Annotated in this window: 12 protein-coding genes and 1 other RNA gene; 5 read left to right on the top strand and 8 right to left on the bottom strand. The window is 61.0% G+C overall.

Annotation, left to right across the window (positions count from 1 at the left end; all coding sequences use genetic code 11):
* Positions 1-2: 2 nt before the first annotated feature.
* The 4 genes from BJ928_RS11645 to BJ928_RS11630 all read right to left on the bottom strand — a co-directional run bounded on the left by BJ928_RS11645 (position 3) and on the right by BJ928_RS11630 (position 5,962).
* Complete coding sequence (locus BJ928_RS11645) at positions 3-677, bottom strand: HAD family hydrolase (RefSeq protein ID WP_047629517.1); 675 nt, start codon at positions 675-677, stop codon at positions 3-5.
* Positions 678-901: 224 nt separating this feature from the next.
* On the bottom strand, positions 902-2,260 hold the full coding sequence (locus BJ928_RS11640; protein ID WP_245432292.1) for an AcvB/VirJ family lysyl-phosphatidylglycerol hydrolase: 1,359 nt from the start codon (positions 2,258-2,260) through the stop codon (positions 902-904).
* 35 nt (positions 2,261-2,295) lie between these two features.
* Positions 2,296-4,905 carry a bifunctional lysylphosphatidylglycerol flippase/synthetase MprF gene (gene mprF, locus BJ928_RS11635; RefSeq protein WP_047629100.1) on the bottom strand — a complete coding sequence of 870 codons (2,610 nt, stop codon included), beginning with the start codon at positions 4,903-4,905 and terminating at the stop codon, positions 2,296-2,298.
* 574 nt (positions 4,906-5,479) lie between these two features.
* The gene (locus BJ928_RS11630) at positions 5,480-5,962 is read right to left on the bottom strand and encodes an SRPBCC domain-containing protein (RefSeq protein WP_047629099.1); all 483 of its coding nucleotides are present in this window, start codon (positions 5,960-5,962) and stop codon (positions 5,480-5,482) included.
* Between the two features lie 73 nt (positions 5,963-6,035).
* Here BJ928_RS11630 and BJ928_RS11625 point away from each other — a divergent pair, with 73 nt between their 5' ends.
* Positions 6,036-6,359 carry a helix-turn-helix domain-containing protein gene (locus BJ928_RS11625; protein WP_047629098.1) on the top strand — a complete coding sequence of 108 codons (324 nt, stop codon included), beginning with the start codon at positions 6,036-6,038 and terminating at the stop codon, positions 6,357-6,359.
* A gap of 76 nt (positions 6,360-6,435) precedes the next feature.
* Here BJ928_RS11625 and BJ928_RS11620 read toward each other — a convergent pair whose 3' ends face one another.
* Entirely contained in the window at positions 6,436-6,876 is a 441-nt protein-coding gene (locus tag BJ928_RS11620) for a helix-turn-helix domain-containing protein (protein ID WP_047629097.1), read from the bottom strand.
* 223 nt (positions 6,877-7,099) lie between these two features.
* Here BJ928_RS11620 and BJ928_RS11615 point away from each other — a divergent pair, with 223 nt between their 5' ends.
* Positions 7,100-8,899 (top strand): chloride channel protein, encoded by a 1,800-nt coding sequence (locus BJ928_RS11615; protein WP_047629096.1) that lies wholly within the window; start codon positions 7,100-7,102, stop codon positions 8,897-8,899.
* Positions 8,900-8,975: 76 nt separating this feature from the next.
* Here BJ928_RS11615 and ssrS read toward each other — a convergent pair.
* The 3 genes from ssrS to BJ928_RS11600 all read right to left on the bottom strand — a co-directional run bounded on the left by ssrS (position 8,976) and on the right by BJ928_RS11600 (position 9,900).
* Positions 8,976-9,134: non-coding RNA, 6S RNA (gene ssrS, locus BJ928_RS11610), on the bottom strand.
* Positions 9,135-9,199: 65 nt separating this feature from the next.
* A complete protein-coding gene (locus BJ928_RS11605; protein WP_047629095.1) occupies positions 9,200-9,577 on the bottom strand; it encodes a cell division protein ZapA in 378 nt (125 codons plus the stop codon).
* 47 nt (positions 9,578-9,624) lie between these two features.
* Complete coding sequence (locus tag BJ928_RS11600; RefSeq protein ID WP_015341018.1) at positions 9,625-9,900, bottom strand: DUF4164 domain-containing protein; 276 nt, start codon at positions 9,898-9,900, stop codon at positions 9,625-9,627.
* Positions 9,901-10,305: 405 nt separating this feature from the next.
* Here BJ928_RS11600 and tkt point away from each other — a divergent pair, with 405 nt between their 5' ends.
* The 3 genes from tkt to BJ928_RS11585 all read left to right on the top strand — a co-directional run bounded on the left by tkt (position 10,306) and on the right by BJ928_RS11585 (position 15,625).
* Positions 10,306-12,288: a transketolase gene (tkt, locus tag BJ928_RS11595; RefSeq protein ID WP_047629094.1), complete on the top strand. Its 1,983-nt coding sequence runs from the start codon at positions 10,306-10,308 to the stop codon at positions 12,286-12,288.
* A 63-nt stretch (positions 12,289-12,351) separates the two neighbouring features.
* Positions 12,352-13,362 (top strand): type I glyceraldehyde-3-phosphate dehydrogenase, encoded by a 1,011-nt coding sequence (gene gap, locus BJ928_RS11590; protein WP_047629093.1) that lies wholly within the window; start codon positions 12,352-12,354, stop codon positions 13,360-13,362.
* A gap of 412 nt (positions 13,363-13,774) precedes the next feature.
* On the top strand, positions 13,775-15,625 hold the full coding sequence (locus BJ928_RS11585) for a potassium/proton antiporter (protein WP_047629092.1): 1,851 nt from the start codon (positions 13,775-13,777) through the stop codon (positions 15,623-15,625).
* The last annotated feature ends 61 nt before the right edge of the window (positions 15,626-15,686 follow it).

The following is a 15,686-nucleotide window of genomic DNA, read 5'->3' as shown; positions in this document are numbered from 1 at the left end:
GATCAGCCCTTGCGAATGATCGACAATTTTCCGTCGCCATCCACATGCGCGCGAACATTTTCATAATTCTGCAGTGTCGTGTGATTGGTCTCGATCGGATGCGAATGCGTGGCGGTGATGACCACCACATCGGCACCGGCCGCCTCGCCCGCCTTGACGCCGGCCATAACGTCTTCAAACACCAGGCATTCCGAAGGGCTGAGGCCGAGGCGCTGTGCACCGAGAATATAGCCCTGCGGATCAGGCTTGCCGACCTTGACGTCCTCGGCTGTCACGATGAAGCGCGGCACCGGAATTCCGGCAGCATCCAGCCGCGCCAGCGCCAGGCGGTAGGGCGACGAGGTCACGATCGCCCAGCGCTCCGGCGGCAGCGACGCCAGGAAATCGACGGCGCCCGGCAGTGCGACGACACCTTCGACATCGGCAATCTCGGCCTGCTCGATCTTCAGCGCCTCCGCGATCGGATCGACCCCAGGCAGATTCAACTGGCCAATCGTATCGACGCCGCGCTTGCCATGCATGGTCGGCATGAACTTCTCGACATCAAGACCCTGGGCACGCGCCCAGTTGCCCCAGACGCGCTCGGCTGCGGCGATCGAATTGATGATCGTGCCGTCCATGTCGAACAGGAAGCCGGAATAGATCTTGGTGAAGGCGGAAGACGATGCAGCGGACAAGGACGGACCTTTCTGGATGGGACGGTGAGCAAGCACGGCATGAAACCGGCTCCCGATAGATGTTTCTTCCGACTAGCGGCACGCGGCGCAAGAAGCAAACGAATGCTGATGCAGGGCACACGAAAGCCGCGCGATCGGCAACGTCAAACCGGATGAAGGTGGGGGATCGCGATTGGAAGAAGGCGGTAGCGCGCGGCGAGACCTCTGCCGCGCGCTGCAATCAATCACTCGCCGAGGCGGCTCTTCAGACCATTGATGATATGGTTCGCCAGCGCCTCGTAATCGTCGTCGAAGTGATGGCCGCCATCCATGGCGATGATTTCTGCACCGGTGCCCTTCAGCAGCGGGCAGGCGACATCTTCGTCGTCATCCTTGCCATAGACGCACTGCACCATCTTCGGATTGATCGACTTGAGGTCGGTGACGGGATCGCCGCCCTTCCCTTCGCTTGTCGCGCCGAGCCAGCCCATGACCGAGATCACATAGTCGACCTTCTGCGACAGCGACAGCAGCGATATCTGCACGATCTTGTCCTTTGCAGCCTGCGGCAGGCGATTATAGCTCGCCGGCAGCACATCGGCCCCGAAGGAGTAGCCGACCAACACCACATGCTTGACCTTGAAGCGCTTGGTGTAGAAGTCGATGATCCGTCCGAGGTCCGTTGCCGTCTGCTGCGGGTCCTTCTCGGTCCAGAAATAATGCAGTGAATCGACGCCGACGACCGGAATGCCCTGATCCTGCAGATAGCTGCCGACTTCTTTGTCGATATCGCGCCAGCCGCCGTCGCCGGAATAGACGATGGCGAGCGTGTCCTCCGTTGGCGTCGTCTCCATGACGTCGACCGGCAGGCCGAGCGGCGACTTGGAGCTGTCGATCGTCTTCATCAGATCCGCAAGCGAAGCCTCGAGCGTCGCATAGGTGTCGGTATTGTCCGAATCCGTTGCCTGGACGTCGGGATGATCCTTCTGGAGCTCCTCGACATGCTCGCGTCCGTCCTTCGGCGCGTTGGCGGTGAAGGTGACGAGGATCGGGTTCGGCAAGGTGCCGTCCTGCAGGCCGAAGGACACCATGTCGCCATCGGTCTTCTTTTCGGCCGGCGTGCAGAGTTCCTGCTTCAGCCCAATGCCTGCCGTCGGATCGACGGCGAGCGTACCGGCAACGGTCGCATCCGGCGTCTGGGCCGCAATCGTCAGCGCCATGGCGCCGCCCGCGCCGACGCCCGCGATGATCGGAAGCTGATAGGTGCTGTCGGCAAAGGAGCGCTGCACCTGCTGGCTGAGCGATTCCAGATCCGCGACGATATAGATGCAGCCGTCGTTCTGCTTGACGTCGTATTTGTTGAGCGACGCCAGAAAGGACGGATAGTCGATGCCGATGACCAGCGAGCCGTTGGCGACGAGCTTGTCGGCAACCGCCTTCTCCTTGTCGCCCCAACCGGCGAGATCGGAAATCAGCACGACTTCATTCGAAACCTTGCCCTGCGGTCGCATGATATGCGGCGCCGGGATCATGCCCAGATCGTATTTGCTATCGTCTTCGTCGGCCCTTGCCGCGCCCGTGGCGAGCAGGCCCATCGACAGCATGCCGGCGAAAACCAATGACATTGCGTATTTCAAGATCATTTCCTCACGACCCCCTTTAGTCCGCCCCCGATGAGGAATGTGGCATCCATCAACGCGATCATTGGACTCACACCTCCCGAAACAGCCAGATAGCGCGGCTGCCATTCGGGATGGAATTTGGATTTGAAGGCACGAAGCCCCTTGAAGTTATAGAAGCGCTCGCCGTGTTCGAAGACAGTCCCCCCGACCCTGTCCCAAACCGGCGCCGATTCTCGTCTCGACATGCCCGACAGCGGTGCCATGCCAAGGTTGAAACGCAAAAAGCCCTGACCTTTGAGGTATTCGAGGATCTGCACGAACAGAAAATCCATCGAACCCTTCGGGGCATCGGGCGAAAAACGCATCAGGTCGACGGACCCCTCCTCCTTGGTCTCCGTCATCAGAATATTCGCAAAAGCGACGATCTTACCATCCTTTTTCAACACACCGACCGGCTGCGAGCACACATAGTCTAGGTCGAACGCGCCAAGCGAAAAGCTCTTTTCCTTGGCATTGTGATCTGCAAGCCACGTGTCGGACACATGGGTAAGCTGATCCATGACTTCGGGTATATCTTGCGGCTCGATAACGGCAAATTCTAGTCCATCGCGAACCGCGCGGCTCGCGGTCTGCCTGAGGTTGGCCCATTTGCCGCCTTTCAGCTCGAAATTGGCAAGGTTGACCACGGCCAGTTCACCGAGCTTGTAGGCACGCAAACCGGCATCGGCGCAATAGGACAGAAGCGACGGCGAGATCTGATAGAACACGGAACGGCAACCCGCCGCACGCGCGGTTTCGACGAAACGCCAGATCAGATCCGGCAGCTCGTGTCGTGGGCCGACCGGATCGAAGAGCGCAATCCACGAGCGCCCCTGCTTGCCATACATGATGAAGGCATCGCCCTTTTCCGAGAACATGATGTTCTTGTCGCCCATGCGCACCAGATTGGCGTCTGCCACGCCTTGGCTGCGGACGACTTCGACGGCACGCGTCACGGCATCGCCCGTTACCGGCTCCAGTCGTTTCGTTGCCGGACGCAGAAGGCTGAAGATCGCGATCGCCGCCGAGACGATGCAGATGCCGAGCGCTGCGCGAAGGCCGCGCGGCGCTTCATCGGCGAATTCGAACTGCCACCAGAGCTGGTTGTTGTAGCCGACATCGCGATAGACGAAGAGCAGCACGACGATGGCGCCGATGCAGATCACGGCGATGGAGGTCAGCCATCCGGCCGTCAGCGTCTGGTTGAGCAACGAGGCCGGCCGCTTGAACAGGCGGCGGCTGACGACGAGGCTGAAGACGAAGAAGGCCAGAAGCCCGGCCTCGACAATGGCGATGGCCTTGAGCAACGAGAGGAACAGGGCCAGCAGCGCCGAGAAGATCGCCACCCACCAGGCGCCGTCGAGACGCTGGCTGAGACCGCGCGCTCCCACGATGATCGCAAGCCCGAGCAGGCTCGACAGGAAATGCGCGCTTTCAACGAGCGACAGCGGCAGGTAGCCGGAAAGCACGATCAGGTTCTGATCCGGCGTCGGCGTCACGCTCGAGAAGACCAGCATCATGCCGAGCAGCAATGCGAAGGCCGACAGCAGCTGCGGCATGACGCGCGCGCCGATGCGGCGCATGCTCGAGGCCACGGGATGATCGACGAAGCGGCGCAGCTCCGCCACCGAAATCGCGGCGATGGCGATGACAAGCGGGATGACGTTGTAGATGACGCGATAGAGAACCAGCGAGCTGAGCACGGCATCTTCATTCACCGAGCTGCCGAGCCAGGCGATGATGATGGTCTCAAACACGCCGAAGCCAGCCGGAACGTGGCTGAGCACGCCGAGGCCGACGGCAATTGCATAGATGGCAAAGAAGCCCGGCCATCCGATCGAGGTTTCCGGCAACAGCACATAGAGCACGGAGGCCGAGGCGGCGATATCGAAGGCGGTGACGAGGAACTGCCGCGACCAGGTGCGCGAATCCGGCAGACGGACGGCGACCGGCCCAATGCGCACCTCGCGACCGTTGCGGCCGGCGTAGACAACGAAAGCGAGTGCCGCGAGAATGGCGATGGCGATCAGCCGCAGCCACAATCCGTCGACGCTGATCAGCGGACCGATCTCGTCGGCGATGACCAGAAGCGCGATGGCACCGACGGCGGCGAGGCCAAGACCGAAGGCGAGCGTGACGAAAGCGATGACGCGGGTGATATCGTCCGGCGACAGGCCGAGCCGGGTATAGGCGCGGTAGCGGATCGCGCCGGCGCTGAGCGCGCCGAAGCCGGCCGTGTTGCCGACCGCATAGGCGCTGAAGGAGGTCAGCGCCACATGCGGGAACGGCAGGCGCTTGCCGATATATTCGAGCGCATTCTGGTCGTAGTAGATCAGCGAAGCGAAGCTCAGCCCAGTAAACAACAGCGCAAGCAGCACCGAAGAGATCTTCGTCGTCGTCAAGGCGTGGACGACGTCGTCGTAGCGCACCTCGTTGGTGAGATCGTAGATCGCATAGGCGGCAATGCAGAATACGGCGATGGTCAGAAGACCGATGATCAGGGGGCGGTAGCGGTTCAGCAGACCGACGATACCGCCACGCTCTTCCAATTCTTCATCGGCATTTTCCAGATCGATTGGGCTCGACATACTCTACCTGTCTATAGTGATCTTCGCCGGTTCCGACTGTTCGGATATTCAGCAACATCGACGACGCGTCTTCGCGGAGCCGTATACACTTCTTTCGATGAGCCCGTTGTGACGCGCGCTCCCATCATTCTGAATTTAGGCAATTTTGGCGCAGGCCCCGTTCCGCCAGCAATGAATCTGTTATTATTTAAAGGATTTTGTCATTCACCCGGCTTTTAAGCTTATCCACACACAAAAGTGATCTTCCAAATCCCCGCTCGAACGCCGCCTCTATCAGGAATTCTTCACCCGGTCATCAGTCCGGCCACGCCTTCCATCGGGCGTGCCGTCGCGTTCGAACCGCAGGCGGGGGCGATTATTTGCCGAGCAACCACAACGTAAGATAGATCTTCATCCGCCGTCGTCAACCTGACCTTTCGACCCACTTCGACTGAGCCGGCTGAAGTCAAGGAAAAGAAGCAGTCAGGCGCATGGGCAAACGGATTGGCCCGGCGCCCATCTCGGCGCCGGGCCACCGGCAGATTGGTCAATTCGGGGAAGAGCTTTATGACGCTCGGCACATCTTCTTGGGAGTTCAGCGATCCGGCGCTTCCGCCGGCTCTCCGCGCATTTCACTCAGGAAGAACCCTTCGCGCAGATTAATCCCATATTCCACGAAGGCCTTCATGCAGCAAAGCATCTGCGTCCACCCTTCGCAATTCAGATAGGTGCCACGGCGACCGGCCTCGTCCTCGCGCCAGCCGGTTTCCTCGATGATGACAAGCGTACCGCCATCCTCCAGGGCATCGAACGTCATCTCGACCTTGGTCTTGTAGCGAATGCCATCCTCGCCGGTGCCGCCGTCCCAGTGAAAGACGATGCGCTTGTTATCTTCCACCTCATTGACTTCGACGGGTGCATTCTTCCACCAGATGACCGTCGTTCCCGCGACGAGCGGCGCGCTTGCGCCGCCAACCGTGGTGAAATAGCTCGAAAGCTTCTTCGGATTGACGACCGCATCGAAGACGTCGTCGACCTTGCGACCGATCCGTCCTGAAATCCGAACATTCAATGTCATGGCATCTCCTCCGTTGTCGGTTTGGCCCCATCGCTTCATTGCGGGCGGTCTAATTATGTTATAAAAACATAACATGTCAAACGAATCAGACAGCGACCTCATTTTCAAGGCCCTTGCGCATCGTCGCCGACGCGAAATCCTCGACATGCTCAAGGACGCGCCGCGCACGACCGGCATGCTCTGCGAGGCCTTCACCGACATGGATCGCTGCACTGTCATGCAGCATCTGAAAGTGCTTGAAGAAGCCGATCTCGTGATCGCCAAAAAGGACGGCCGCGAACGCTGGAACCATCTGAACAGTTTGCCGATCAAACAGATTCACGACCGTTGGATCAGCGCCTATGCCGGCCATGCGCTCTCGATCCTCGATCAGCTGAAAAAGGATCTGGAAGCTTGAGGCGGCGGCGAGGAGCAGCGAACCGACGCCACCGCTCTTCGCGTATACTATCGAGCGAATGAGAATTTGCCGGCGCTCAGTCTTCGATCAGCACGCCCGCTTGAAGCTGAGTGAGGATCTTGATCAGCCGCGGCGCCATATCGCGGATTTCGACCAGATGGATCGAGCTGAGCGTTTGCAGCACCTCTTCGGACTTTTCCGTCAATTGCAGCGTCTGGCGGCGCTTGTCCGTGGGATCGGGGTGTCGGGTGACGTAGCCGCCATCGATCAGCCGTCCCACAAGCTCCGTTGCCGTATGCGGCGCAATCAGCAGCTTTTCCGCGAGCATGCCGATCGTCATCGCCTCTCCTGCGCCGTTGCCTTTGATCGCCAGCAATGCCTGATGCTGCTGCGGCGGCAGGCCCGCCTCATGCGCGGCCGAGGTGCTGAAATCCATGAACTTGCGCAGCGTGTAGCGCAATGTCGCCAGCGCCTCGTAATCCGCCTGCGAAAGAGTTTTGTCCACGCCTTGCACCATCAAATCGTCCTCATTGCCGCAATTCGCGGTCCTAGTTGATTTATATCGCATTACGATATATTTGCCATCTCGAAGCGGAGAGCGGCTAAAAGATGGTCGCGCGCTTAGAGCATTTCCAGGAAACGTGCGCAGCGGTTTTCCGTCCGGAATGCGTGAAACAGGAAGATTGAGCGCTTTCGCTGTTCGAAGAAAAGCGAAAGCGCTCTGGCACAGAAGGCCGCCAATGCAGGACACGCCCACCTCACAAAGTCACAGTCACGATTTCTCCGGCGGGGCCTCCCGCAAGGACAATGGCGATTTCACCACGGACAGGCGCGTCCTGATGTTGATTGCCATGGCGCTCGTCGTCGGCACCGGCGGTGCATTCGCCGCCTGGGTGCTCATCAATCTCATCGCGCTCGTCAGCAATGCCGTCTGGCTGTTCAAGATCAGCACGGAGCCGCTGTCCTTCGCCATGGTGGCACGCTCGCCCTGGATGGTCGTCGCTCCCATCCTCGGCGGTCTCGTCATCGGCCTGATGGCGCGTTACGGCTCGGAAAAAATCCGCGGCCACGGCATTCCCGAAGCCATCGAGGCAATCCTGATCGGCGGCAGCCGCATGTCGCCGAAGGTGGCGGTGCTGAAACCCCTGTCATCGGCAATCTCGATCGGTTCCGGCGGCCCCTTCGGTGCGGAAGGTCCGATCATCATGACCGGGGGCGCGATCGGCTCACTCTTTGCGCAGCTCTTCCATCTCAGTGCTGCCGAAAGAAAGACCCTTCTCGTCGCCGGCGCCGCAGCCGGCATGACGGCAGTCTTCGGCACGCCGATCGCGGCCGTCATGCTCGCCGTCGAACTGCTGCTGTTCGAATGGAAACCGCGCAGCTTCATCCCCGTCGCCGTCGCGGCCTGCGTCTCGGTCGTCTGGCGTCCGTTGCTGATCGGCAGCGGCGCGCTCTTCCCCGCCCATTTCGAAATGGCGCTTTCCTGGTGGGGCATTCTGCTCGCCGCCGGCCTCGGCATCATCTCGGGCCTGCAATCCGGCCTGTTGACGACGCTGCTCTACAAGATCGAAGACGCCTTCGAGAAACTGCCGATCCATTGGATGTGGTGGCCGGCCCTCGGCGGCCTCGTCGTCGGACTCGGCGGCCTGATCGAGCCTCGCGCCCTCGGTGTGGGTTACGACATCATCGCCGATCTCCTGCACAGCCGCATCGCCGTCGGCGCGGTGCTGGCAATCCTGCTGGTCAAGGCGGGCATCTGGCTGGTGGCACTGTCCTCGGGCACATCGGGCGGCGTGCTCGCGCCGCTGCTGATCCTCGGCGGCGCGCTCGGCTGGCTGGTCGGTCTTGTCCTGCCCGGCGATCCCGGCTTCTGGGCAATGCTCGGCATGGCGGCAATGATGGGCGGCACGATGCGCGCGCCGCTGACAGGCACCTTCTTCGCCGTCGAATTGACCGGAGATACGAGCGCTCTGGTGCCCCTGCTGGCGGCAACGGTCGCAGCCTATGCCGTCACGGTCCTGCTGTTGAAACGATCGATCCTGACCGAAAAGATCGCCCGTCGCGGCCAGCACATCACCCGAGAATATGGCATCGATCCGTTCGAGCTGACCCGCGCCCGCGACATCATGATCGCCAAGGTCGACACCCTGCCCGCCTCCATGCGCCTGTCGGAAGCACTGGCGCAGATGACGGAGCGACCGGATGCCCATCGCTTTTATCCCGTCGTGGCTGAGAACGATCGCCTCGTCGGCATGATCTCGCGCGCCGACGCCCTGCGCTGGCAGAACGAGCCGGGTCTTATGGATCAATCGCTCTATGACGTGATCTCGGATACGTCTCTTCCGGTCGCGCACACGGAGGACACTGTCGGCCGGGTCGCCGACATCATGATCCACGCCGACACGGGACGCGTCCCAGTCGTTGAACCGCAGACCGGTCGTCTCGTCGGCCTCATCGCCCGTAAGGACCTGCTGCGGCTGCGCAGCGCGACCAATCGGGCCGAGCTCGAGCGCGGTGCTTATCTGCGATCGAAAGTGTAAGGGGAGGAGGAGTGGCGTCAGCGCGGCAAAAGAACTGCGCGGCGCCTTCCTTGGCTATCAGCCAGGAAGATTTTAAGAGCGATCCACGACGACCGATGGATGTTTACGATCCTGGGTGCCTACAAACGTAGGTGGGCACCGTGTGTCCAGGCCCACGGGCCTAGTCAGGGACAGCTCCCTTTGGATCGAGTATGGCCCCAGGGATTGTGGTTCCTGTCGGGAAGCGCAGACCGCCAAAACTATATAGAGCGGATTACGTCGTCGCACCAGAGGCCGGCTGCCGGCTTCCGCAGAAATAACTCAAGCCTGCTCGACGCCCGGCCGCGCCAGAAGCTTCTCGGTGATGCCGTGAATGTGCGCCGTCACCTCGTCGATGACATTTGCGAGTGTCTCCTCGGCGCGGGCATTGGCCGCGACCGTCGTATCCCGGCTGCTGGTAAGAGATTCCAGCTCGGCTTCGAGCGCGGCGACCCGCCGCGTCAGCTCCGACACTTCGTCTGTGATCATGATGCCGGCCATCACGGTCAATCGGAGATCGCCGATCTCGCCGAACTGGCTTTTCAAATGCATGACATAGCGGTCGAAACGATTGGCAAGATCGGTCAGGTGGTCTTCCTGACCCTCTTCGCAGGCCATCCGGTATGCTTTGCCATCGATCGTTACCGTTACTTGTGCCATTCGACTTTCCGATCACTGCCGCACTGCGACGGCTGCCTCCCGAGGGATCAGCGGTCCAGCACGGCTCTTATGGTTTCCATCGCCGTAACCAGCCGGCGTGACACTTCACGATTGACCTCCTCGAGCCGGTTCGCGCGGAACTCGGCCTGGTCCAATTCCTGGGCGAGACGGGACCGGTCGGCATGAACCCTTCGGACCTCGCCTTCTATATCGCTCTGTGCTCGTTCCCGCTCGAACCGTCCGTCAACGGCACTCTCCAAAGTCGAAAGCGCCTGGCGCAATTGGGCGAGCGCCGCGTCCACCGTTTTGCCTGAAGGTGTCATACCCTTCGCTTCTCCGCGCAAGGCCCGAATCAAAACATCCGGCCACTTGTCTGATTTCGCAACAATATTCAACTCGGCAACAGCACGTCAATAAAGGCTGTCATATGGCACCCCCCCTATTCTGTGGATGAATGCCGCCTTTATCGGTTGCACAGGCCTTGTCGCACGATTGTCGTCTTTTGTAAAAGTGAACGGGCAAATGTCAAAAAATTGCCGCAGCGGCCCCGGATTGGGTCCTCGATTTATTGACTTGCTCGCCCCAACTGCTATGTCTCAGCCGTCTGAGGCGACGTTGAAAATGGAGTTCAGAGGACCGTCTGTCTCCCTTCTGCCCGCCTTTCAACCGATGGCTTCCCTCCCAAGCGTGCGGCCATCTCCCGAACCCGGAACATTGCGGAAAAACCCATGATCTCTCGCGAACAAAACGACCGGATGGCAAATGCGATCCGTTTCCTTGCCATGGATGCTGTCGAGAAGGCCAATTCCGGTCACCCCGGTTTGCCGATGGGGATGGCTGATGTCGCCACCGTTCTCTTTAGCAAATATCTGCGCTTCGATCCGAAGAACCCGCTCTGGCCGGACCGTGACCGTTTTGTCCTCTCCGCCGGCCACGGCTCGATGCTGCTTTACTCGGTTCTCTACCTCACCGGCTATCCGGACATGACGGTCGAAGAGCTGACACGCTTCCGCCAGCTCGGTTCCAAGACCGCAGGCCATCCGGAATATGGCCACGCCACGGGCATCGAAACCACCACCGGCCCGCTCGGCCAGGGCATTGCCAATGCCGTTGGCATGGCGATCGCGGAACGCAAGCTGCGCGAAGAGTTCGGCGCTGAGCTGCAGGATCACCATATCTATGCCATGTGCGGCGACGGCTGCCTGATGGAAGGCATCAGTCATGAAGCGATCGCGCTGGCCGGTCACCTCAAGCTCAACAAGCTGATCCTGTTCTGGGACAACAACTCCATCACCATCGACGGCGCCGTTTCGCTTTCGGACTCGACCGATCAGATCATGCGCTTCAAGGCGGTTCACTGGAACACGATCGAAGTCGACGGCCACGACCAGGCCGCCATCAGCGCCGCCATCGAAGCCGCTCATCAGTCCGATCGCCCGACGCTGATCGCCTGCAAGACGATCATCGGCTTCGGCGCTCCGAACAAGCAGGGCACCCACAAGGTCCACGGCTCGCCGCTCGGCGCCGAGGAAATTGCCGCAACCCGCGTCGCGCTCGACTGGCCCTACGAGCCCTTCGTCATCCCGAACGACGTCCTCGGTGAATGGCGTGCTGCCGGCGAACGTTCCGTCGGCACCCGCGAAGCTTGGGAAGGTCGCCTTGCCGCAGCCGACGCCGCCAAGAAGGCCGAGTTCACCCGCCGCTTCGACCACAAGCTGCCGGCCGGCTTCGATGCCGCCATCAGCGACTACAAGAAGAAGCTCGCTGAAACCAAGCCGACGGTCGCAACCCGCAAGGCATCGGAAGACGCGCTCGAAGTCATCAACGGCTTCATTCCCGAAACGCTCGGCGGCTCGGCCGACCTGACGCCGTCGAACAACACCAAGACCAGCCAGATGAAGTCGATCACCCCGACCGATTTCTCCGGCCGTTACATGCACTGGGGCATCCGCGAGCACGGCATGGCAGCTGCCATGAACGGCATCGCGCTCCACGGCGGTCTCATCCCCTACTCGGGCGGCTTCCTGATCTTCTCGGATTATTGCCGTCCGCCGCTGCGCCTCGCTGCGTTGATGGGCATCCGCGCCATCCACGTCCTGACGCATGATTCCATCGGCGTCGGCGAAGACGGCCCGACCCACCAGCCGGTCGAGCAGGTCGCAAGCCTGCGCGCCATCCCGAACTTCCAGCTCTTCCGCCCGGCGGACGCTACGGAAACGGCCGAATGCTGGCAGATCGCCATCAAGACGACGAACCGTCCGTCCGGCCTCGCACTGACCCGTCAGAACCTCTTGGCCGCCCGTACCGAGTACAGCGAGAAGAACCTCTGCGAACAGGGCGCCTACACGCTGGCCGGCAGTGCCGACGCCAAGGTGACGATCTTCGCTTCCGGTTCCGAAGTCGAACTCGCCGTTGCCGCCCGCACGGTTCTCGAAGGCAAGGGCATCTCCACCCGCGTCGTTTCCGTTCCCTGCACCGAACTCTTCTTCGAGCAGCCGGACGCCTACCGCAAGGAAGTCATCGGCAACTCGCCGGTCAAGGTTGCCGTCGAAGCCGGCGTTCGCGAAGGCTGGGATGCCTTCATCGGACCGGAAGGCGCCTTCATCGGCATGAAGGGCTTCGGCGCTTCGGCTCCTTACAAGGACGTCTACAAGCACTTCGGCATCACGACGGAAGCCGTTGTCGCCGCCGCCGAGGCAAAGCTTTCCTGAGGGCGCTGACAAGCGCTCTCAAATCCAATAGATAAACACCCTGAGTGAAAGGGAGTGACATTCATGACTGTAAAAGTTGCCATCAACGGCTTTGGCCGTATCGGCCGTAACGTTCTGCGCGCCATCGTCGAATCCGGCCGCACCGACATCGAAGTCGTTGCCATCAACGATCTCGGCCCGGTCGAAACCAACGCCCACCTGCTGCGTTACGATTCCATCCACGGCAAGTTCCCCGCCGACGTGAAGGTCGAAGGCGACACGATCATCGTTGGCGGCGGCAAGCCGATCAAGGTCACGGCGATCAAGGACCCGGCAACCCTGCCGCACCGCGATCTCGGCGTTGACATCGCCATGGAATGCACGGGCATCTTCACCGCCCGCGACAAGGCCGCCGCTCACCTGACGGCCGGTGCCAAGCGCGTCATCGTTTCGGCTCCCGCTGACGGCGCCGATCTGACCGTCGTTTTCGGCGTCAACCATGACCAGCTCACCAAGGAGCATCTGGTCATCTCCAACGCCTCCTGCACCACGAACTGCCTGGTGCCGGTCGTGAAGGTTCTCGACGACGCTGTCGGCATCGACCACGGCTTCATGACGACGATCCACTCCTACACCGGCGACCAGCCGACGCTCGACACCATGCACAAGGACCTGTACCGCGCCCGCGCCGCAGCCCTGTCCATGATCCCGACGTCGACGGGCGCTGCAAAGGCCGTTGGCCTCGTTCTGCCGCACCTGAAGGGCAAGCTCGACGGCACGTCGATCCGCGTTCCCACCCCGAACGTTTCGGTCGTCGACTTCAAGTTCGTCTCCAAGAAGGCAACGACGGTCGGCGAAATCAACGAAGCCATCAAGGCTGCATCGAACGGCAAGCTGAAGGGCATCCTCGGCTACACCGACGAGCCGCTGGTTTCCCGCGACTTCAACCATGACAGCCACTCGTCGATCTTCGCGACCGACCAGACCAAGGTCATGGAAGGCAACTTCGTGCGCGTCCTCTCCTGGTACGACAACGAGTGGGGCTTCTCCAGCCGCATGTCGGACACGGCCGTTGCCTTCGCAAAGCTGATCTGATTACGGCTGAGCCTGGATCTATCCTGATGCCGACGGTGCGGTTTTCTGCGCCGTCGGCATTGTCATTTTGGAGAATGCCCCGTCCATCACCCCTGTGACGCGAGCTACGACGGCCCCGCATCGCCTTAAAAACATTTCGATATTTTTCGTCTTCTGCCCTGCTATGGTCCAGATTTACCAGTAAATTTTGAGCTGGACGTCTCCCAGGGCACTCCACGCCGCTTTGCCGTTCTGGCAGTGCGCATCACACCATGACGATACAGTCGTCGGAAAGAGTTTCGGTGTCTGAACTCTCCTCCGAACGATTTCCGTGTTTGCCAATTTGCCAGGCGCGGCGGCATGATGGAGACTGGGGGTTTCCGGCATTCCGGGCTTTGGCCCCAGCAGCGGCGCACGGAAAGGGGAAGACAAGGTGGAGGCATTTTACGTCATCGTGCTGATCAGCACGGTCCTTATTCTCATTGCAGCCTTCTCCAGCCTCCTTGCGTTCCGTTTCGGCGCTCCCTTGCTGCTGCTCTTCCTCATGATCGGCCTTGCCGCCGGCACGGACGGGCTCGGCATCGAATTCTCCAACAATTATCTCGCCTACATCCTTGGCTCTCTGGCACTCGCCATCATCCTCTTCGATTCCGGTTACGGCACGCCGATCCAGGCCTTCAAACTTGCAGCAGCACCCGCGATCACCATCGCCTCCGTCGGCGTCATCGTCACGGCGGCGCTGTTCGGGCTCGCCGCCACCTGGCTGCTTGGCTTCACCTGGCTGCAGGGCCTGCTTCTCGGCTCCATCGTCGCCTCGACGGATGCGGCCGCCGTCTTCTTCCTGCTGCGCATCGGCGGCATCAATATCCGTGACAAGGTACGCTCCTCGCTGGAAGTCGAATCCGGCACCAACGACCCGATGGCGATCTTCCTGACGCTGGCGCTGGTCGAGCTTTTGGCAAGCGGCGAAGGCTATGCCGGCATCAACCTCGCCATGCTCGCAACCTTCGTCCAGCAGATGGGGCTTGGCGTCATTCTCGGCCTGCTCGGCGGCATGATGATCGTCCTCATCGTCAGCCGTCTGGAAACAGATCGCGGCCTGACGCCGATCTTCGTTCTGGCGCTGGCGCTCCTCGTCTTCTCGTTTACCGGCGCTGTCGGCGGCAGCGGCTTCCTGGCCGTCTATGTCGCCGGCATCTATGCCGGTAATCGCAAGCTGCCGGCATCCGCCTCGATCAAGCGCTTTCAGGACGGCATGACCTGGCTGGCGCAGATCATCATGTTCCTTGTCCTTGGCCTGCTGGCCACGCCCTCTGAATTTCCAGCAATCGCCATCCCCGCCGTTGCGCTGGCGCTGTTCCTGATTTTCATCGCCCGCCCGATCGCTGTCTGGCTCTGCCTGCTGCCCTTCGACTATACCCAGCGCGAGACCGGCTTCGTCGCCTGGGTCGGCCTGCGCGGCGCAGTCTCCATTCTTCTTGCCATCATGCCGATCCTCGGTGGCCTGCAGTCAGGCCAGACCTATTTCAACGTCGCCTTCATCGTCGTGCTGGTGTCGCTGCTCGTCCAGGGATGGACTATCAAGCCGATGGCGCGCAGGCTCGGCCTCATCGTTCCCCCGCGCATGGGGGCGATCGACAAGGTCGAGGTCGACCTCCCCGGCACCGTCAACCATGAGCTCCTCTCGTACCGTGTCGTCAAAGACAGCCCGGTCCTTCGCGGCGAACGCATCCCGCGCTGGGCAACGCCGTCGCTCATCGTGCGCGACGGCAAATCCATGCGCTATCAATATGCTGGACGCCTGCGCGAAAACGATATCGTCTACCTTTTCGTCTCTCCCAATTATTCCCGCCTGCTCGACCGCCTTTTCGCCAGCCGCGCACCGGTTGATCCCGAGGATGCCGAATTCTTCGGCGCCTTCTCGATCTCGCCGCTGCGCCCGGCCGCCGATCTCGATGCCGCCTATGGGCCTGGCCTGCTGACCGAACAGGAGAAGGGCCTCACCATCGCCGAGCTGATGCGCCATCGCCTGGGTGGCAAGGCCGACTATGCGGATCGCATTCGTTTGGGTGAGATCATCCTCATCGTCCGCGATCTCGACGAAAACGATCACATCCAGTCCGTCGGCATGTCGCTGGAAGCCGTCGAGCCGCCCGTCATCATGCCGATCTTCATCAATCTCCATGATATTTTGAAGAGCGTCCGCGCCTATCTCCACAAGCGCCGCGAACGCGCTGATGAAGCCATTTCAAACGATTCAACTGCCGGAAAAAACGACGCCTGATTGGCCTTGCGTCTCCGATCATCCGTAGTATGGTCGGCGCACTTTCCGCCACCAACAATAT

The sequence above is a fragment of the Rhizobium sp. WW_1 genome (assembly GCF_003610155.1).
GTDB lineage: Bacteria > Pseudomonadota > Alphaproteobacteria > Rhizobiales > Rhizobiaceae > Rhizobium > Rhizobium tropici_A.
This window is presented reverse-complemented; position numbering and strand designations above follow the sequence as displayed.

Bases quoted from the DNA above. Each gene is read 5' to 3' on its own strand.
- BJ928_RS11640 (WP_245432292.1), bottom strand. From the start codon at position 2,260: ATGCTGTCGATGGGCCTGCTCGCCACGGGCGCGGCAAGGGCCGACGAA.
- mprF (WP_047629100.1), bottom strand. From the start codon at position 4,905: ATGTCGAGCCCAATCGATCTGGAAAATGCCGATGAAGAATTGGAAGAG.
- BJ928_RS11630 (WP_047629099.1), bottom strand. From the start codon at position 5,962: ATGACATTGAATGTTCGGATTTCAGGACGGATCGGTCGCAAGGTCGAC.
- BJ928_RS11625 (WP_047629098.1), top strand. From the start codon at position 6,036: ATGTCAAACGAATCAGACAGCGACCTCATTTTCAAGGCCCTTGCGCAT.
- BJ928_RS11620 (WP_047629097.1), bottom strand. From the start codon at position 6,876: ATGGTGCAAGGCGTGGACAAAACTCTTTCGCAGGCGGATTACGAGGCG.
- BJ928_RS11615 (WP_047629096.1), top strand. From the start codon at position 7,100: ATGCAGGACACGCCCACCTCACAAAGTCACAGTCACGATTTCTCCGGC.
- BJ928_RS11605 (WP_047629095.1), bottom strand. From the start codon at position 9,577: ATGGCACAAGTAACGGTAACGATCGATGGCAAAGCATACCGGATGGCC.
- BJ928_RS11600 (WP_015341018.1), bottom strand. From the start codon at position 9,900: ATGACACCTTCAGGCAAAACGGTGGACGCGGCGCTCGCCCAATTGCGC.
- tkt (WP_047629094.1), top strand. From the start codon at position 10,306: ATGATCTCTCGCGAACAAAACGACCGGATGGCAAATGCGATCCGTTTC.
- gap (WP_047629093.1), top strand. From the start codon at position 12,352: ATGACTGTAAAAGTTGCCATCAACGGCTTTGGCCGTATCGGCCGTAAC.